Annotated in this window: 16 protein-coding genes; 8 read left to right on the top strand and 8 right to left on the bottom strand. The window is 60.8% G+C overall.

The features are described 5' to 3' along the window. Positions 1-102 precede the first annotated feature (102 nt). The 6 genes from rbfA to KX729_RS19845 all read left to right on the top strand — a co-directional run bounded on the left by rbfA (position 103) and on the right by KX729_RS19845 (position 6,188). Complete coding sequence (rbfA, locus tag KX729_RS19870) at positions 103-510, top strand: 30S ribosome-binding factor RbfA (RefSeq protein WP_219744206.1); 408 nt, start codon at positions 103-105, stop codon at positions 508-510. A gap of 10 nt (positions 511-520) precedes the next feature. Continuing rightward, positions 521-1,450, top strand: coding sequence for a tRNA pseudouridine(55) synthase TruB (gene truB / locus KX729_RS19865; protein WP_219744205.1), 930 nt, complete (start codon positions 521-523; stop codon positions 1,448-1,450). Between the two features lie 187 nt (positions 1,451-1,637). Further along, positions 1,638-1,907, top strand: a complete 270-nt coding sequence (gene rpsO, locus KX729_RS19860) for a 30S ribosomal protein S15 (RefSeq protein WP_025603257.1) — start codon at positions 1,638-1,640, stop codon at positions 1,905-1,907. A 294-nt stretch (positions 1,908-2,201) separates the two neighbouring features. Next, on the top strand, positions 2,202-4,337 hold the full coding sequence (gene pnp, locus KX729_RS19855; protein ID WP_025603258.1) for a polyribonucleotide nucleotidyltransferase: 2,136 nt from the start codon (positions 2,202-2,204) through the stop codon (positions 4,335-4,337). A gap of 87 nt (positions 4,338-4,424) precedes the next feature. After that, the gene (locus KX729_RS19850; RefSeq protein WP_219744204.1) at positions 4,425-5,432 is read left to right on the top strand and encodes a class I SAM-dependent methyltransferase; all 1,008 of its coding nucleotides are present in this window, start codon (positions 4,425-4,427) and stop codon (positions 5,430-5,432) included. Positions 5,433-5,546: 114 nt separating this feature from the next. Then, positions 5,547-6,188 carry a tetratricopeptide repeat protein gene (locus KX729_RS19845; protein ID WP_219744203.1) on the top strand — a complete coding sequence of 214 codons (642 nt, stop codon included), beginning with the start codon at positions 5,547-5,549 and terminating at the stop codon, positions 6,186-6,188. Between the two features lie 15 nt (positions 6,189-6,203). Here KX729_RS19845 and fabI read toward each other — a convergent pair whose 3' ends face one another. The 3 genes from fabI to fabA are packed head-to-tail and all read right to left on the bottom strand — an operon-like array spanning position 6,204 to position 8,806. Continuing rightward, positions 6,204-7,010 carry an enoyl-ACP reductase FabI gene (gene fabI, locus KX729_RS19840; protein ID WP_219744202.1) on the bottom strand — a complete coding sequence of 269 codons (807 nt, stop codon included), beginning with the start codon at positions 7,008-7,010 and terminating at the stop codon, positions 6,204-6,206. A 4-nt stretch (positions 7,011-7,014) separates the two neighbouring features. Beyond that, the gene (gene fabB, locus KX729_RS19835; RefSeq protein ID WP_219744201.1) at positions 7,015-8,247 is read right to left on the bottom strand and encodes a beta-ketoacyl-ACP synthase I; all 1,233 of its coding nucleotides are present in this window, start codon (positions 8,245-8,247) and stop codon (positions 7,015-7,017) included. A gap of 43 nt (positions 8,248-8,290) precedes the next feature. After that, positions 8,291-8,806, bottom strand: coding sequence for a 3-hydroxyacyl-[acyl-carrier-protein] dehydratase FabA (fabA, locus tag KX729_RS19830; protein ID WP_219744200.1), 516 nt, complete (start codon positions 8,804-8,806; stop codon positions 8,291-8,293). Positions 8,807-9,116: 310 nt separating this feature from the next. On the opposite strand from fabA, the gene irrA reads away from it, so the two are divergent. Further along, positions 9,117-9,533, top strand: a complete 417-nt coding sequence (gene irrA, locus KX729_RS19825; protein WP_219744199.1) for an iron response transcriptional regulator IrrA — start codon at positions 9,117-9,119, stop codon at positions 9,531-9,533. A gap of 6 nt (positions 9,534-9,539) precedes the next feature. Here irrA and KX729_RS19820 read toward each other — a convergent pair whose 3' ends face one another. After that, positions 9,540-10,196: a trimeric intracellular cation channel family protein gene (locus KX729_RS19820; protein ID WP_219744198.1), complete on the bottom strand. Its 657-nt coding sequence runs from the start codon at positions 10,194-10,196 to the stop codon at positions 9,540-9,542. A 127-nt stretch (positions 10,197-10,323) separates the two neighbouring features. On the opposite strand from KX729_RS19820, the gene KX729_RS19815 reads away from it, so the two are divergent. Then, a complete protein-coding gene (locus KX729_RS19815; RefSeq protein WP_219744197.1) occupies positions 10,324-10,800 on the top strand; it encodes a hypothetical protein in 477 nt (158 codons plus the stop codon). 11 nt (positions 10,801-10,811) lie between these two features. On the opposite strand, the gene KX729_RS19810 is transcribed toward KX729_RS19815, so the two are convergent. The 4 genes from KX729_RS19810 to KX729_RS19795 all read right to left on the bottom strand — a co-directional run bounded on the left by KX729_RS19810 (position 10,812) and on the right by KX729_RS19795 (position 17,486). Further along, a complete protein-coding gene (locus tag KX729_RS19810; protein WP_219744196.1) occupies positions 10,812-11,600 on the bottom strand; it encodes a YdcF family protein in 789 nt (262 codons plus the stop codon). 15 nt (positions 11,601-11,615) lie between these two features. Further along, complete coding sequence (locus KX729_RS19805; RefSeq protein WP_219744195.1) at positions 11,616-12,332, bottom strand: YoaK family protein; 717 nt, start codon at positions 12,330-12,332, stop codon at positions 11,616-11,618. 308 nt (positions 12,333-12,640) lie between these two features. Continuing rightward, a complete protein-coding gene (locus tag KX729_RS19800) occupies positions 12,641-13,843 on the bottom strand; it encodes a TIGR03862 family flavoprotein (RefSeq protein ID WP_219744194.1) in 1,203 nt (400 codons plus the stop codon). A gap of 19 nt (positions 13,844-13,862) precedes the next feature. Further along, on the bottom strand, positions 13,863-17,486 hold the full coding sequence (locus tag KX729_RS19795) for a hydantoinase B/oxoprolinase family protein (protein WP_219744193.1): 3,624 nt from the start codon (positions 17,484-17,486) through the stop codon (positions 13,863-13,865). Positions 17,487-17,645: the final 159 nt, after the last annotated feature.

Genomic DNA, 17,645 nt, shown 5'->3' with positions numbered 1-17,645 from the left:
CGCGCCTTGACCTTTGGGCCGGGCTAAGCCATTTGGACCGCCTTTGATTGATGACGCGCTCGCTCGGGCCGAACCCCGGCGGCGTTCTATGAAAGAAACACGATGACCAAGGCTACCTCCTCGGCGCCCTCTCAGCGCATGCTTCGCGTTGGCGAACAGGTTCGCGCCGCCATTACTCAGGTTCTGCAGCGCGGCGAAGTGCGCGACGACCTCATTGAAAAGACGGTGATTTCCGTTTCCGAAGTCCGCATGTCGTCGGACCTCAAGATCGCCACAGCTTACGTGACGCCGCTCGGTCTGCCTGACCATACGGCGGTCATCGAAGCGCTTAACCGCAATGCGAAATTCATTCGCGGCCGTCTCGGCGGCCAGCTGAAGCAGATGAAATATATGCCGGAAGTGCGTTTCCGCGACGATACGAGCTTCGACAATTACAAGAAGATCGATGAACTGCTGCGTTCGCCTGAAGTTCAGCGGGACATCGAAGCCGGCAACAAAGATAAAGAATAAATAGAGAAGCATGTCCAAACCACGCAAACCCAAGGGCCGCCCGGTTTCCGGCTGGCTGATCCTCGACAAGCCGGTGGATTTCGGCTCGACCGAGGCCGTCTCCAAGATCAAGTGGCTGTTCAACGCCCAGAAGGCCGGCCATGCCGGCACGCTCGATCCGCTTGCCTCCGGCATGCTGCCGATCGCGCTGGGTGACGCCACCAAGACGGTTCCCTATGTCATGGACGGCCGCAAGATTTACGAATTCGCCGTCACCTGGGGTGAGGAACGCTCGACCGACGACCTCGAAGGCGAAGTCACGGCATCCTCCGACGATCGCCCGACCGAAGAGCAGATCCGCGCTCTGCTGCCGAGCTATACCGGCACGATCATGCAGATTCCGCCGCAGTTTTCGGCGATCAAGATCGCCGGCGAACGCGCCTACGATCTCGCCCGCGATGGCGAAGTGGTCGAAATCCCCTCCCGTGAAGTGCAGATTTTCCGGCTGACACTGCTCGGCACCACGGCCGACAAGGCGCATTTCGAAGTGGAATGCGGCAAGGGCACCTATGTGCGCGCGCTTGCCCGCGATTTCGGTCGCGAACTCGGTTGTTATGGTCATATCTCGGAACTGCGCCGCACTTTTGTGGCACCGTTCGCCGAAGACCGCATGGTGCCGCTCGCCGAACTCGTGGCGCTGGAAGAGATAGAGGACCGCAACGAGCGGCTTGCCGCTCTCGATGCTTTCCTGATGGATACGGCCGAAGCCCTCTCCAACTTGCCGCACCTGCCGGTCACCGAAGACCAGGCCCATCGTATCAAGATGGGCAATCCCGTCATCGTCCGCGGCCGCGACGCGCCGCTGGCGGAAGCGGAAGCCTATGCGACGGTGCGCGGCAAGCTGATCGCCATCGGCGAGATCGGCCAGGGCGAATTCCGGCCCAAGCGGGTATTTGCCTGAGCTGCGAGTGGATTTGAGCCTGCCTGGATGGGAATCCGGGCGGCACTTCCCTTTTCCGGAAATTTCCGTTATACGCCCCGCCAGCACTTGGGCTCCGTATGGGGTACCATTGCTTTTCACGGCCAAAGCTGGACGACATCCCGGCTTTTGGCGTCCCTAATTCCTCTTCACTAGAAAGGATCGTCCGATGTCGATCACTGCAGAGCGCAAGGCCGCCCTCATCAAGGAATACGCAACCGCCGAAGGCGATACCGGTTCCCCGGAAGTTCAGGTCGCAATCCTCACGGAACGCATCAACAACCTGACCGAACACTTCAAGGGCCACAAGAAGGACAACCACTCGCGTCGTGGCCTTCTGACCATGGTTTCGAGCCGTCGTTCGCTTCTTGATTACCTCAAGAAGAAGGACGAAGCCCGTTACACCAAGCTGATCACCAGCCTGGGCGTGCGCCGCTAACAAGTTTCCGGCGGACTCTTCTTCGGAAGGGTCCGCCGGTCCGCTATTTAGGCACCTTCGCCGGTGTCAGACTGCGGCGGATCCGGATGGGCCGGTTTCGCCACCAAAACCAGACCTGTCATGGGGCAGGATTGCAGGATGCTTTTGGCCGGAGCCGCAAGGCGGCTTCGGTCAGTTTGAAAAGCTTCTCGTTGTCTTGCCCGTGATGTGTCGCAATGATTGCGATGAAGTGTGTTGCCGCCCCTTGCGAAATAGCTGGGGCGAGACGCCGCTTCCCGCGTTGAAGGACAACATATGTTCAATACTCATTCCGTCGAAATCGAATGGGCCGGCCGCCCGCTGAAGCTGGAAACGGGCAAGATCGCCCGCCAGGCTGACGGCGCCGTTCTCGCCACCTACGGCGAAACCGTCGTTCTGGCCACCGTCGTTTCGGCCAAGTCGCCGAAGCCGGGCCAGGACTTCTTCCCGCTCACCGTCAACTACCAGGAAAAGACCTATGCCGCCGGCAAGATCCCGGGTGGCTATTTCAAGCGCGAAGGTCGTCCGTCGGAAAAGGAAACACTGGTTTCCCGTCTGATCGACCGTCCGATCCGCCCGCTCTTCCCGGAAGGCTACAAGAACGACACGCAGGTCGTCGTCACCGTCGTCCAGCACGACCTTGAGAACGATCCCGACGTCCTGTCGATGGTTGCCGCTTCCGCTGCTCTGACGCTCTCCGGCGTTCCCTTCATGGGTCCGGTCGGCGGCGCACGCGTCGGCTACATCAACGGCGAATACGTTCTGAACCCGCATCTCGACGAGATGGACGAGTCGGTTCTCGATCTGGTCGTTGCCGGCACCCAGGACGCCGTCTTGATGGTTGAATCGGAAGCCAAGGAACTCAACGAAGAAGTCATGCTCGGCGCCGTCATGTTCGGCCACCGTGGCTTCCAGCCGGTTCTCGACGCGATCATCAAGCTCGCCGAAGTGGCTGCCAAGGAACCGCGCGATTTCCAGCCGGAAGATCATTCCGAACTCGAAGCCGAAATGCTGAAGCATTTCGAAGCCGAGCTGCGCACCGCCTACAAGAATACCCAGAAGGCTGAACGCTACGCTGCCGTCGACGCCGTCAAGGCGAAGGTCAAGGCGCATTTCTTCCCGGAAGGCGCAGAGCCGAGGTACACCGCCGAAGTCATCGGCGCGACCTTCAAGCACCTGCAGGCCAAGATCGTTCGCTGGAACATCCTCGACACCAAGAGCCGTATCGACGGCCGCGATCTGTCGACCGTTCGTGCGATCGTTTCCGAAGTCGGCATCCTGCCGCGCACCCATGGTTCGGCGCTGTTCACCCGCGGTGAAACGCAGGCGATCGTCGTTGCCACGCTCGGCACCGGCGAAGACGAACAGTACGTGGACAGCCTGACCGGCATGTACAAGGAGCGTTTCCTGCTCCATTACAACTTCCCTCCCTACTCGGTTGGCGAAACCGGTCGCATGGGCTCCCCGGGCCGCCGCGAAATCGGTCACGGCAAGCTCGCATGGCGCGCTATCCGTCCGATGCTGCCGTCGGCTGAACAGTTCCCCTACACACTGCGCGTCGTATCCGAGATCACCGAGTCCAACGGCTCGTCCTCGATGGCAACCGTCTGCGGCACCTCGCTCGCTCTGATGGATGCAGGCGTTCCGCTGGCCAAGCCGGTTGCCGGTATCGCCATGGGTCTCATCCTCGAAGGTGAGCGCTTCGCCGTTCTCTCCGACATCCTCGGTGACGAAGACCATCTCGGCGACATGGATTTCAAGGTTGCAGGTACTGCCGACGGCATCACCTCGCTGCAGATGGACATCAAGATCGCCGGTATCACCGAAGAGATCATGAAGGTCGCTCTGGAGCAGGCTCAGGGCGGTCGCAAGCATATCCTCGGCGAAATGTCGAACGCCATCTCCGAAGGCCGTTCGCAGCTCGGCGAATTCGCTCCGCGCATTGAAGTGATGAACATCCCGGTCGACAAGATCCGCGAAGTTATCGGTTCGGGCGGCAAGGTCATCCGCGAAATCGTCGAGAAGACCGGCGCCAAGATCAACATCGAGGACGACGGCACCGTCAAGATCGCCTCCTCTTCCGGCAAGGAAATCGAAGCGGCCCGCAAGTGGATCCACTCGATCGTTGCAGAACCGGAAGTCGGCGCCATCTACGAAGGTACCGTTGTGAAGACCGCCGACTTCGGCGCCTTCGTCAACTTCTTCGGCGCCCGTGACGGTCTCGTGCACATCTCCCAGCTCGCTTCCGAGCGCGTCGCCAAGACCTCCGACATCGTCAAGGAAGGCGACAAGGTTTGGGTCAAGCTGATGGGCTTCGATGAGCGCGGCAAGGTTCGCCTGTCGATGAAGGTTGTCGACCAGGCCACCGGCCAGGAAATCAAGAAGGCTGACGGCGACGCCGCCGCGGAATAAGCTTGCTTCCTCCTTTGGAAAAAACGAGGCGCGGAAGCTTTTCTTCCGCGCCTTTTCTATATCCGAGCCGATAGATCGAGACCTGCCATGAGCCGCGACGCGCTGAAAACCCTGTTCCACCCCTTCGCCACCGAAGCCGTGCCCATGCCGGCCGCAGGCGAGCGCGTGCTTTTCCTCGGTGCCGAAGGCGGCAATGTGCTGCCGGATGGCTTTGAGGCCGAGATCACGGCCGTGCAGCCCTTCCGGCCGCTATTCCGCGCGCTGCGCGACGGCGCCTTTCCGGAGGCCGAGGGCGAGGGTTACGACGCGGCGCTGGTTCTCTGCGGCAAGCACCGTGGCGAGAACGAGAACCGCATCGGCGAGGCGCTGCAACGCGTTCGTCCCGGCGGCCTGATCGTGATTGCGGGTGGCAAGGAAGACGGTATCCAGCCGCTGCGGACCATGCTTCTGAAGCTCAACCTGCAGATCGACTACGCCCCGAAATATCATGGCATCGCCATCTGGCTTCCTCGTCCGAAAGATGCCGATGAGGCGATTGCCACGCTGAAGAAATCCCCCGTTGCCTTCGAGGGTCGTTTCCAGGCCGCGCCCGGCATGTTCTCGCACGACCGGGTCGATGGAGGTTCCGAACTGCTCGCCGGTCGCCTGCCAACGGATTTCGACGGCAACGCCGCCGATTTTGGCGCCGGCTGGGGTTACCTTTCGGTCATGCTGGCGGAAAAGTCGTCGCGCACCAACCGCATCGATCTCTTCGAAGCCGATTATCATGCACTGGAATTCGCCAAGAAGAACCTCGCCTTCAATTGCCCGGACCTGAGCGCCCGCTTCTACTGGCAGGACCTCAGCGCCGAGCCGCCGAAGGAAAAGTACGACCTGGTGATCATGAACCCGCCCTTCCACGAGGCGCAGGCCGCCGATCCGGAACTCGGCAAGGCCATGATCCGCACCGCCGCTTCCGCCATCAAGAACGGCGGCCGCCTGATGCTCGTCGCCAATCGTGGCCTGCCCTATGAGCCGGTTCTGGCCGAAGGTTTTCGCGAGCATGGCGAGACTTGCCGCAATGCACGTTTCAAGGTCCTGTGGGCGCGTAAATAAGCGCTGCAGAGTCTGGGCGAGCCGCAGTGTCGCCTGCAAAAACCCTGAAATCTACGATTGTTATTCTCGACGCTCAGGTTAGGGTTGCATCCGGTTGCCGCAATGGAGAGGCAGATGCGACGCTTGCCTATGATGATGAGTATCATTCTCGGTAGCGCTTTTTCTGCTCACGCCGATCCGCCGCAGATCACCTGGGAATGGTACAACATCGCCGAGACCTACCGGCACTATAAGGTCAAGGGAAAAGACGATCTGCGGATCTCCACCCGTTACTTCCGGATGGCCGCCGAGAAGGGCAATTCCACCGCTGCCTATAAGCTCGGAGAAGCTTATGAAGAGGGCATCGGCGTGCCGAAAGACGCTGTGCAGGCGCTGGACTGGTATCGCCGCGCCGCCGCTCAGGGCGATAAATATGCGGAACTCAGGATCGGCTATTTCTACCAGAAGGGGATCGTGGTTGCTCGCGACGCGGTCACGGCCGCTGACTGGTACCGGAAATCTGCCGCGAAGGACAATATCTGGGCCTATCACATGCTGGCCTTCATGCTCGCCGATGGCGAAGGCCTTCCGAAGGATGTGAAACTCGCCAAAGCGTATCTGGAAAAGAGCCTGCCCCAGACGAACGATCACTGGGCCAAGTGGAAGCTTGCCCAGTTGATCCGGGCCGAGAACCCGGTGCGGGCAAAGCAACTCCTGAAAGAAGCATCGGCCGCCGGGAATATCCAGGCGGCCGAGGATTTGAAGCAGTTGAAATGAAATCCGAAGCGGACCTTATTCCGAATCCGCGTTCCGCAGACGCTCGAGCGTCGGCAGAGAGGTGATGTTGTAGCCGGCATCCACATAATGGATTTCGCCGGTCACGCCGCGGGAGAGGTCCGAAAGCAGGTAAAGCGCCGAGCCGCCGATATCTTCGATCGTCGCGGTGCGGCGCAGCGGTGCGTTCTTCTGGTTCCAGGAATACATCGCGCGTGCGTCGGAAATGCCGGCGCCTGCCAGCGTGCGGACCGGGCCTGCAGAGATCGCGTTGACGCGGATATCCTTCGGACCGTAATCGGCTGCGAGGTAACGCACGGAGCCTTCCAGAGCCGCCTTGGCGACGCCCATGACGTTATAGTTCGGGATCACCCGCGTCGAGCCGCCATAGGTCAGCGTCAGCATCGAGCCGCCATCCGTCATCAGCTCTGCAGCCCGCTTGGCGATCTCGGTGAAGGAGAAACAGGAGATCACCATCGTGCGGCTGAAATTTTCGCGCGACGTATCGGCGTAGAGACCCTTCAGCTCGTTCTTGTCGGAGAAACCGATGGCATGCACGACGAAATCGAGCTTGCCCCAGCGCTCCTTGATAGCCGCAAACGTGGCATCCACCGATGCGATGTCTTCGACGTCGCAAGGCACGATGAAGTCGGAATTGACCTCGGCTGCCAGCGGCTTCACCCGCTTGCCGAGCGCATCGCCCTGATAGGTGAAGGCGAGTTCAGCGCCCTGTGCTGCGACAGCCTTGGAAATGCCCCAGGCGATCGAGTGGTTGTTGGCGACCCCCATGATCAGGCCGCGTTTTCCCTGCATGAATCCCGTCATGGAATTATCCGTTATAGCGCTGGAAGACGAGCGTGGCGTTAGTACCGCCGAACCCGAAGGAGTTGGAAAGGACCGTATCGATCTTGGCGTCGTCGATCCGCTTGCGGACGATCGGTACACCTTCGAATTCCGGATCGAGATTGTCGATATGCGCACTTTCGCCGATGAAGCGTTCCTGCATCATCAGCAGGCCGTAGATCGATTCCTGCACGCCGGCACCGCCGAGCGAATGGCCGGTCAGCGACTTGGTCGACTGGATATGCGGAATCTTGTCGCCGAAGACGGTGCGGATCGCGCCGATTTCCTTCGAATCGCCCACCGGCGTCGAAGTGCCGTGGGTGTTGATGTAATCGACTTCGCCCTTCACGGTCGCAAGCGCCTGGCGCATGCAACGGATCGCGCCTTCGCCGGACGGAGCAACCATGTCGTAACCGTCGGACGTCGCGCCATAGCCGGTGATCTCGGCATAAATCTTGGCGCCGCGGGCCTTGGCATGCTCCAGTTCCTCGAGAACCAGCACGCCCGCACCACCGGCGATGACGAAACCGTCACGGTCGACGTCATAGGCACGCGAAGCGCGATCCGGATTATTGTTGTACTTGGTGGACATGGCGCCCATGGCGTCGAAAAGGTTCGACATGGTCCAGTCGAGGTCTTCGTGGCCGCCGGCAAACATCACGTCCTGCTTGCCCCACTGGATCATCTCGGCCGCATTGCCGATGCAATGCGCCGAAGTCGAGCAGGCCGACGAGATCGAGTAGTTGACGCCATGAATCTTGAACCAGGTGGCGAGCGTCGCGGAAGCCGTGGAAGACATCGCCTTCGGCACGGCAAACGGGCCGATGCGCTTCGGGCTGTTATTCTTCATGGTGATTTCGGCGGCTTCGATCAGCGTGCGGGTGGACGGACCACCCGAACCCATGATGATGCCGGTGCGCTCGTTCTCGCTATAGTCTTTTTCTTCAAGGCCGGAATCGGCAATCGCCTGCTTCATGGCGACGTGGTTCCAGGCACCGCCCTGAGACAGGAAACGCATGGCGCGGCGGTCGACAAGTTCCGCAAGCTCAGCCTGGCCGAGTTTCGGGCTGCCCCAGACCTGGCACTTGAAACCATGCTCGGCAAAATCGGGCGAAAAGGAAATGCCGGACTTCGCCTGACGCAGGGATTCGGTGACTTCGGCGGCATCGCTTCCGATTGAGGATACGATGCCGAGACCTGTTACAACTACCCGTCTCATTTCTCGGACCTTCTTATAATTGAGATTGGACAAGAGCGCCGGATCAGGCGGCCTTTTCTTTCGACAGACCGACCCGCAGGTCGGTTGCCTGATAAATGGTTTCGCCATCCGCTTTCAGCCAGCCGTCGGCGGTGCCGAGCACCAGCCTGCCGCGCATGACGCGCTTGAAGTCGATGCCGTATTCCAGAAGCTTGGTGTCCGGGCGGATCATGCCCTTGAACTTCACTTCGCCGGTGGAAAGCGCCATGCCGCGGCCAGGCTCGCCGAGCCAGCCCAGGAAGAAGCCGGTCAGCTGCCACATGCCGTCGAGGCCAAGGCAGCCCGGCATGATCGGGTTGCCTTCGAAATGGCAGGGGAAATACCAGTCGTCGGGCTTCACGTCGTATTCGGCGCGAAGGTAACCCTTGTCGAAAGCGCCGCCCGTCTCGGAAATATCCATGATTCGGTGCACCATCAGCATAGGCGGCAGGGGAAGCTGCGCATTGCCGGGGCCGAACAGTTCGCCGTGAGCGCAGGCGATGAGTTCTTCATACGAAAAGCTGGACTGTCTGGTTGCCATAAGTTCCGTTTCCCCCGTTCAAACCCTTTGTTTCCGAAGCTTTATTGCAAGTTCGGACGGAATTGAAGCTTTACGATGGTCGCAGGCCTTGGCCCTGGGGATGGCTTCCGGGCGCTGGAACATCTCTTCGTTCAGGTCCGCATATAGGAAGCTATGGGCGCAAACCAGAGGTAAAAGGCCGAAATAACGCGAATTTGCCGAACTGATCGAAGGTATCCTCCAGAAACTATTGAAAGTGTTGGCCGTAAAAGTTATATCCGAAACTCAAGATAGATTGTTACCGTGCGAACGGTGGGAGCTGACGGGTAGTATGGCAGACGCCATTGTGGACATCGAGACGAGACTGCGCCATTGCGGCCTGCGTCCGACGCGGCAGCGCGTTGCGCTTGCCGACCTGTTGTTCGCCAAGGGTGACCGCCACCTGACAGTCGAGGAATTGCACGAAGAAGCGACGGATGCTGGCGTGCCGGTTTCGCTCGCAACCGTCTACAACACGCTTCACCAGTTCACCGAAGCCGGCATGATCCGCGTTCTCGCCGTCGAAAGCGCCAGAACCTATTTCGATACGAATATCTCCGACCATCACCACTTCTTCGTCGAGGGTCGCAACGAGGTTCTCGACATTCCGGTGAGCAATCTGGAAATCGGCAATCTGCCGGAAGCGCCGGAAGGCATGGAAATTGCCCATGTCGACGTGATCATTCGGCTGCGCGAAAAGCGCACCTGATCCGGCTTAATCCTGTCCTTTCCCACGGTTCATTGCCTCGTCCTGGGGCCGGCCCGGCCGTGGCCTGTATCGCGGCAGCGTCCAGCCGTAGTGGATCGCGCCACCGCGCAGCGCAAAGGCGATTGTCACGCCGAGCCCTGAACTGACGACGATCGGCAGACCCAGCATATGCGCCGTGGTGAAACCCGCAGCACCGGCCAGCGCCGCGGTAATATAGATTTCCGGCCTCAGCAGCACCGAGGGTTCGTTGGCGAGCAGATCGCGCAGGATGCCACCAAAGGCTGCCGTCAGCGCACCGGTGACGATGGCGATCGTCGGCGAGCCAGTGGCCGCCAACCCCTTGGCGGCGCCAAGCACGCTATAGGCGGCCAGCCCCACCGCATCGAGCCAGATCAGCAGCCGGTAGCGCCATTCCACCCGGTCGGCGGTGAAGAACACGAAGGCGCCGGCGGCGATACAGATCAGGATATAGTTTGGCTCCAGCACCCAGAAGACAGGCGTGCGGCCGAGAATGATGTCGCGCAGCGTGCCGCCGCCAAGTCCCGTCACCGCCGCGAAGAACAGGAAGCCGACGAGGTCGAGCTCCTTGCGCGAGGCGGCAAGCGCGCCCGTCGCGGCAAACAGCGCGATGCCGGCATAATCGAGTATCGTCAGCAACGACATGTAGGGTCCCCAGGCATCGCGGCGTTAAGCGTCGCGTAAGTACAGACCGTTAGCATAACCGCCGACCGTTGCGTGCGTCATCCGTCGTTACGCGCCTTGAACAGATGAATTTGCGGAGAGACCGCCCGTGAAAAAGCTCCTGATCGTCTTTTTGCAGGTCTTGATCCTGCTGTTTGCGCCGACGCTCGGTTTTGCCCAGCAGCCGCAGCGTTTCACCGATCCGGAAATCTACGAGAAAGACTTTTTCCGCAAAGACTGCAAAGCCGTCGATTTCGGACCGGAATTCATCAAACGCTTCGACATCAACAATGACGGCATGCTCGATGTTGTTTCCAACCAGTCGGAACTGACCTGCGATGGGGTGAAGGGGCCGCGCTGCACCGCCGAAGGCTGCCCCTATAATTTTTATGTTCAGCTGAAGGAAGGCGGCTATGTCATGGTCGCCACCGCCATGCTCTATAACTATGAATTTGTTCAGTATTTCGGTAACATGGTCTTCGAGCTGACCATGCATCCGCGTTATTGCGGCCGTACCGATCCCGCACCTTGCGAGATGCGCGCCCGGGTGCGTGGTCTCAATTTTAATGTCCTTTCGAAGAAGTAAGGTCGCCCGCCTTACCGCGGAAAGATCGAATCGATCCGGCCGGTGAGGTAATAGGCCGTCAGGCTCATCCATTCTCGCGTGGCCGTCGTGGTGATCTGCGCATTCAGCGCCGGCTGGGTGAAGTCGAGCGAGAGGCCGACCACGCCACTGGTGCGATAATCGACGGGCCAGGGCGTCACCGCGATGCCTGCCTTGCGAAACAGGCCGACCGCACGCGGCATATGAAAGCCCGATGTGATCAGTAGGCAGTTTTCGAGCTTTTCGGTCCTCAGAAGCTCGGCCGTGTTCCGGCTGTTTTCATAGGTGGTGCGCGAGGTATTTTCCTTGAGCAGCCGCTCCTGGCCGATGCCGAAAGCCGAGAAGAAGCGCTCCGCCGTCTGCGCTTCGCCCTCGTAGCCGCCGCTGATCGAGCCGTCGCCGCCGGAAATCAGGATACGCGATTGCGGATGGTTGCGGGCAAGCCGCAGCGCCTCGACGAACCGATCGGCTGACTGGTTGAGCTCCATGCCGCCGCGGGCGGTATTGATCTCGTTATCGAAGGCGCCGCCGAGCACGATCATGCAGGAAACATCGGTCGGATCCGCAGCCGGTTTCGGAAAGCGCGCTTCCAGCACCTGTAACGCTACCGTGCCTGTCGTCGTGAACAGCGTCACGAACAGGATGATCGCGGCCAGCAGCGCTGAAAGTCCGCCAAGCGTCCGCCATCCGAGAAAGGCCATAACGGCGGCAAAGGCCGAAAACACGAAGGCCATGGAAAGCGGCTGAGCGAAAACCCAGAAAAGCTTCGTAATCAGAAACATCCATTCTCCGAAATTTTAAGCGCGACGACGGGCGGGCACGATCGGCTGCTGGAAATGCAGTTGCAATGGACGCGGCAAAAGCGCCGTCGCCAAGGCAACCACGAGAGCCAGAAGCGAGACGGCCCATAAAGCATCGCTGCCTGCATATTTCGTCAAAAAAGCGCCCGTGATCGCGCCGCAGGCCATTCCGGTCCACGGGACCGTCTGGATCACCCATCCGGTCGGGTTGCGGTCGCCGATCAACCAGCGGCCGATGCCGCGGCCGAAACGGGACAATGCGCCGGTCACATAGGTAAGCCCGATCGGCAGGCCTTCGATATGTTCGACGGTTGCGTTGATCATGCCCATGGAGAGCACGATCAGGTAGAATTGCAGGCGCGGATAGGTTTCGCCCGGTACGATGGAGGCAAGCGCCAGCACGATCGCCACGCCGGTCAGAACCACGAATGTGCGCTTGGCCGAAACAGTATGGGCGAGCACGATGCCGAGCGCATTGCCCGCGATGAACACCCAGAGCGCTAGGAAAAGAACGACCGCATGCGAATAATCGCCGCCGGCGAAGGCGAGCGCTGCCCGCGTCGTGTTACCGGTCATGAAGGAGACGAAATCGCCGGAGAGCAGCAGCCCCACCGCATCCGCCATGCCCGCGACGAAGGAGATCGCCGCAACGAGCCCGAGGCCGGTTATGGTGCGCCTTCTGCGGATGAGGATGCGTCGTCTCGCTCTGGTCATCGGTCTGCCGTAAGTGCCTTTGCTTCCATCCATCCAAAACCTTGTGCGGGTTGCCCCTCACCCTAGCCCTCTCCCCGCAGGCGGGGAGAGGGGACGTGCCTCGCTCAACGCTTGAGAGGGATGGACAGCTTGCCACTTGCGTCCTTCTCCCCGTTATCACGGGGAGAAGGTGCCGGCAGGCGGATGAGGGGCTATTCGCATGCCATAGATCAATCTCGCCATCCTGCACAATGATGGTTTGACTCAGGACAACACTACCAGACGACCAGGAAAGAAATCGCAAATCCAATAAGGAAACCGAGCTTATATCAGCCCTGGAGGTAAGCCTCGATACCCTTTGCCGCTGCCCGCCCCGTGGCAAAGCAGGCGGTCAGCAGATAACCGCCGGTCGGCGCTTCCCAATCCAGCATTTCGCCTGCCGTGAAGAGGCCGGGCAGGGGCTTCAGCATAAAATTCTCGTCGACCTGATCCCAGGCAATGCCGCCTGCGGAAGAGATTGACTCGGCAATGGGTCGTGGACGCAGGAGCGGAATCGGCAGGGCCTTGATCGTGCCCGCCAGTTCAACGGAAGCCATGCGGTTAGCGTCGGGTACAAGCTCACGCAACAATGCGCCTTTGGCGCCTTCCAGTCCCGCGCCCTTGCGCAGCCGGTTGGAAAAGCTGGCCTTGGTATCCTGCCGGGAGAGATCGCGGGAAAGGCGTTCGGCTGTACGGCCGGGCATCAGGTCGACGATGAGAGCGGCTTGGCCCTCTTTGGTAAGCTCATCCCGCAAGGCCGCCGAATGCGCATAGACAAGGCTTCCCTCGATCCCATGCTTCGAGATTACGAACTCGCCCTGAAACGTTCCTGCATCCGACGTGGCCGAAACCGATTTCAACGGCTCGCCGGCAAAACGCTCCCGAAACGTCTCGCTCCAGGCAATATCGAAACCACAATTGGCCGGCTGGATATCGCGGATGATAACGCTCTTCTCTTTCAGCCAAGGCACCCAGGCTGCATCCGAGCCAAGCCGCGGCCAGCTTGCACCGCCAAGCGCCAGCAGAGCAGCGTCTGGTCGCACGGTGATCTCGCCTTCCGACGTCTGGAAACGGTAAGCGTCTCCATCAAAACCAGTCCAGCGATGGCGTGTTTTCAGAATGACGCCTTGAGCCTCTAGCCTTCGCAGCCAGGCGCGCAGGAGAGGGGATGCCTTCATCACGGTCGGAAAGACCCGCCCGGACGTTCCGACAAACGTTTCGGTTCCAAGCCCAGCTGCCCATGCCCGCACGTCGTCCGGCGTAAACGCATCGAGCGCCGGCCGCAGCCTTACAGACGACGCGCCGAACCGCTCCGCAAATCGCGAAAACGCTTCGGAATGGGTGATATTGAGCCCGGATTTGCCGGCCAGCAGAAATTTGCGTCCGAAGGTCGGCATCGCCTCATAGACGGTCACGACATGCCCGGCGGCGGAAAGCACTTCCGCCGCCATCAGCCCGGCCGGTCCGCCGCCGATGATCGCTACCTGTTTCATGATCTCCGGTTAAGGCAGATCAGGCGATTTTGCCATAGCCACCAGCGGTCGGCGTCGTCACGGTCACCGCTTCGCCGGCATCGATGATGGTCTGGTCGCAGCCTTGCAGCTCTTCGATCCGGCCATCGAGACGCCGAACAGTCGTCTTGCCCATCTGGCCTTCTTCGCCACCGCCAAGTCCATGCGGCTTGATCGTCCGGTGCGAGGAGAGAATGGCGCAGTCCATCTTTTCGAGGAAGCGGATCGTCCGCTTCGTGCCGTTGCCGGCCGAAAATTGCCCCTTGCCGCCCGAGTTTTCGCGGATGTGGAAGTCTTCCAGCAGAACCGGATAGCGGGTTTCCAGGATTTCCGGGTCGGTGAGGCGCGAATTGGTCATGTGGACATGCACCGCGTCCGTGCCGGCAAAACCGGTGCCGTCATTGTACTGGCCTGCCGGCGAGCCGGAGCACAGCGTCTCGTAATACTGGTAGACCGCATTGCCGAAGGTCAGGTTGTTCATCGAACCCTGGCTGGCGGCGATGGCGCCCAGCGCGCCGAACAGCGTGTTGGTGACGTGCTGCGAGGTCTCGACGTTGCCGGCGACGACCGCGGCCGGATATTGCGGCTTCAGCATCGAACCTTCCGGCACGATGATGCGGATCGGCCGCAGGCAGCCGGCATTCATCGGGATCGAGCTTTCGACCATAACGCGGAAGACATAGAGCACGGCGGCGCGGGTGACCGGCTCGGGCGCGTTAAAATTGTTCTTCTTCTGCTCGCTGGTGCCGGTGAAATCGACGGTCGCTTCGCGCTTTTCCTTGTCGATGGTGATCTTCACCTTGATCGTGCTGCCTTGGTCGGTCGCGTAGGAAAATTCCGCGTCGTTCAGTTTTTCGAGAACGCGGCGAACGCTTTCCTCCGCATTGTCCTGCACGTGCGCCATATAGGCCTGCACGACGGGAAGCCCGAACTGCGCGATCATCTTGCGCATTTCATGCACGCCCTTTTCGTTGGCGGCGATCTGGGCCCTGAGGTCGGCAACGTTCTGGGCGACGTTACGGGCCGGGTAAGGATGGTTCGACAGAAGGTCTGTAATGCCTGCCTCGTCGAACCGACCGCGGTCGACCAGCACCACGTTGTCGAACAATACGCCTTCTTCATCGACGGTCGTCGCCAGCGGCGTCATCGAACCCGGAGCCGTGCCGCCGACATCGGCATGGTGGCCGCGCGAGGCGACGTAGAACAGGATCTTTTCGCCCTTCTCATCGAAGACCGGGGTCACAACGGTAATATCCGGCAGATGCGTACCGCCATTATACGGCGCGTTCAGCGCAAACACGTCGCCCGGACGAATCTTGCCCTCGTTCTGGGCAATGATCGTCTCGACCGAGCGGTCCATGGAACCGAGATGCACCGGCATATGCGGCGCATTCGCCACCAGCGCGCCGTTCTCGTCAAAGACGGCGCAAGAGAAGTCTAGCCGCTCCTTGATGTTCACCGAGGAGGCGGTGTTCTGCAGCGTCACGCCCATCTGTTCGGCGATCGACATGAACAGGTTGTTGAACACTTCGAGCAGAACCGGATCAGCCTGCGTGCCGATCGGCTTGGCGCGCGACAGTTCGGCGACGCGCTTCAGCACGACATGGTTCAGCCTGGTGATCTCGAATGCCCAGCCGGCTTCCACGACGATCGTCTGGTGCGGTTCGACGATCAGGCACGGGCCGTTTGCATAGGCACCTGGCTTGATGTCGGCGCGGCGATAGACCGGCGCATCGCGCCATGCGCCGCTGGAGAAAAATTTCGTCTGCTCGCCAGCGTTCGGCGCTGCGGTATCGAGCACAGACTCCGCCTCGTTGGAATCTGCACCGCCACCGATCGCCTCGACTTCGTAGGCTTCGAAGATGATCTCACGGTTTTCGAAGATGAAACCGAACTGCTTCTTGTGGGCGGTCTCGAAGGCAACCGTCATGTCGGCGGCATCGGTCACCGTCACCGGCAGGGTGGTGTCGGTGCCCTGATAACGCAGATGGGCGCGATGCAACACGTCTGTCTCTGCGTCCGCAACGCCCTGCGAGGTCATTTCCTCGACGACGCTGGCGGTCAGTTCATCACGAATGGGGCCGAGAGACGCAAGTGCCGCTGCAAGTTCCTGCGAAACCGTGCGCTGACGGGTGGCGCGAATATCCGCAAGACCCATGCCATAGGCGGACAGAATACCCGAGAAGGGATGGATCAGCACGGTCGAAATGCCGAGCGCATCGGCCGTCAGGCAGGCATGCTGGCCGCCGGCACCACCGAAACATGTCAGCACATAGTTCGTGACGTCGTAACCGCGCTGAACGCTGATCTTCTTGACCGCATTCGCCATGTTCTCGACGGCGATGGCGAGGAAACCGTCCGCCACTTCTTCCGGCGAACGGCCGTCGCCGATCACCTTGGACATGTCCTCGAAGGCCGCGCGCACCGCATCCGCATCGAGCGGCTGGTCGCGGTTCGGGCCGAAGATTGCCGGGAACAGTTTCGGGGAAAGCTTGCCGAGCATGACGTTTGCATCGGTCACCGTCAGCGGCCCGCCGCGGCGATAGGCCTTCGGGCCGGGATTGGCGCCGGCGGAATCGGGACCGACGCGAAAGCGGCCGTTTTCGAAATGCAGGATCGAGCCGCCGCCGGCCGCAACCGTGTGGATCGACATCATCGGCGCGCGCATGCGAACGCCGGCCACTTCCGTCTCGAAGGAGCGTTCCAGCTCGCCGTCATAATGGGAGACGTCGGTCGATGTGCCGCCCATGTCAAAACCGATCATCCGGTCGAAACCGGCCAGCCGCGAGGTCTCCACCGCGCCGACCACACCGCCCGCCGGGCCGGACAGGATCGCGTCCTTGCCCTGGAAGAGCCGTGCGGCGGTCAAGCCGCCGGAGGACTGCATGAACATCAGCTGCGCGCCGCTCTGGCCTTCTTCCAGCCCGGTGCCGAGTTCGCCGGCGACCTGCTCGACGTAACGGCGCAGGATCGGCGAAAGATAGGCATCGACCACGGTGGTATCGCCACGGCCGACCAGCTTGATCAGCGGCGAAACTTCATGGCTGACGGAAACCTGCGTGAAGCCGATTTCGCGGGCGATCTTGGCCACCAGCTGCTCATGGGCTGGAAAACGATAGGCATGCATGAAGACGATCGCGATGGCCCGGAAACCGGCATCGAACTGCGCCTGCAGCTCGGCGCAGATCGCCTTCTCGTCCGGTGCCGCCTCGACGGTGCCGTCGGCGCGGACGCGCTCGTCCACCTCGACCACGGCGCTATAAAGCAGTTCCGGCTTGATGATCTTCTTGGCAAAAATATCGGCGCGCGCCTGATACCCGATCGCCAGCGCATCGCGGAAGCCGCGGGTGGTGACCAGCAGCGTCCGCTCGCCCTTGCGCTCCAGCAGCGCATTGGTCGCGACAGTGGTGCCCATCTTCACGGCGCCGATCGCATCGGCGGGGATGGGCTGACCGGCCGGCACGCCGAGAAGCTCGCGAATACCCTGCACGGCAGCGTCGCGATAGGCCTCGGGGTTTTCGGAGAGAACCTTATGGGCCTTCAGCGTCCCATCCGGCTGCCGTCCGACGATGTCGGTAAACGTGCCGCCGCGATCGATCCAGAAGTCCCACTTGTTGTCAGCCATATCCCGCCCCTGCTTTCGAATGCATCAATTGCAATAACGAAAACATTTCGTCGATAAAACGTCAATGATTTAGTTGACAGGAAAATGACTGTTAAGCATCATGCTCGCACAGCGGGAAAAAGGACGCCGAAGAGCGTCTACCCGCGCAACCGGCAACCG

This window comes from Neorhizobium populisoli (assembly GCF_019430945.1).
In the GTDB taxonomy this organism is placed as follows: domain Bacteria; phylum Pseudomonadota; class Alphaproteobacteria; order Rhizobiales; family Rhizobiaceae; genus Neorhizobium; species Neorhizobium populisoli.
The sequence above is the reverse complement of the archived record's forward strand: the minus strand, read 5'-3'. Positions and strand labels throughout refer to the sequence as shown.

Coding starts and splice junctions, on each gene's coding strand:
- rbfA (WP_219744206.1), top strand. CDS start 103: ATGACCAAGGCTACCTCCTCGGCGCCCTCTCAGCGCATGCTTCGCGTT.
- truB (WP_219744205.1), top strand. CDS start 521: ATGTCCAAACCACGCAAACCCAAGGGCCGCCCGGTTTCCGGCTGGCTG.
- rpsO (WP_025603257.1), top strand. CDS start 1,638: ATGTCGATCACTGCAGAGCGCAAGGCCGCCCTCATCAAGGAATACGCA.
- pnp (WP_025603258.1), top strand. CDS start 2,202: ATGTTCAATACTCATTCCGTCGAAATCGAATGGGCCGGCCGCCCGCTG.
- KX729_RS19850 (WP_219744204.1), top strand. CDS start 4,425: ATGAGCCGCGACGCGCTGAAAACCCTGTTCCACCCCTTCGCCACCGAA.
- KX729_RS19845 (WP_219744203.1), top strand. CDS start 5,547: ATGCGACGCTTGCCTATGATGATGAGTATCATTCTCGGTAGCGCTTTT.
- fabI (WP_219744202.1), bottom strand. CDS start 7,010: ATGACGGGATTCATGCAGGGAAAACGCGGCCTGATCATGGGGGTCGCC.
- fabB (WP_219744201.1), bottom strand. CDS start 8,247: ATGAGACGGGTAGTTGTAACAGGTCTCGGCATCGTATCCTCAATCGGA.
- fabA (WP_219744200.1), bottom strand. CDS start 8,806: ATGGCAACCAGACAGTCCAGCTTTTCGTATGAAGAACTCATCGCCTGC.
- irrA (WP_219744199.1), top strand. CDS start 9,117: ATGGCAGACGCCATTGTGGACATCGAGACGAGACTGCGCCATTGCGGC.
- KX729_RS19820 (WP_219744198.1), bottom strand. CDS start 10,196: ATGTCGTTGCTGACGATACTCGATTATGCCGGCATCGCGCTGTTTGCC.
- KX729_RS19810 (WP_219744196.1), bottom strand. CDS start 11,600: ATGTTTCTGATTACGAAGCTTTTCTGGGTTTTCGCTCAGCCGCTTTCC.
- KX729_RS19805 (WP_219744195.1), bottom strand. CDS start 12,332: ATGACCAGAGCGAGACGACGCATCCTCATCCGCAGAAGGCGCACCATA.
- KX729_RS19800 (WP_219744194.1), bottom strand. CDS start 13,843: ATGAAACAGGTAGCGATCATCGGCGGCGGACCGGCCGGGCTGATGGCG.
- KX729_RS19795 (WP_219744193.1), bottom strand. CDS start 17,486: ATGGCTGACAACAAGTGGGACTTCTGGATCGATCGCGGCGGCACGTTT.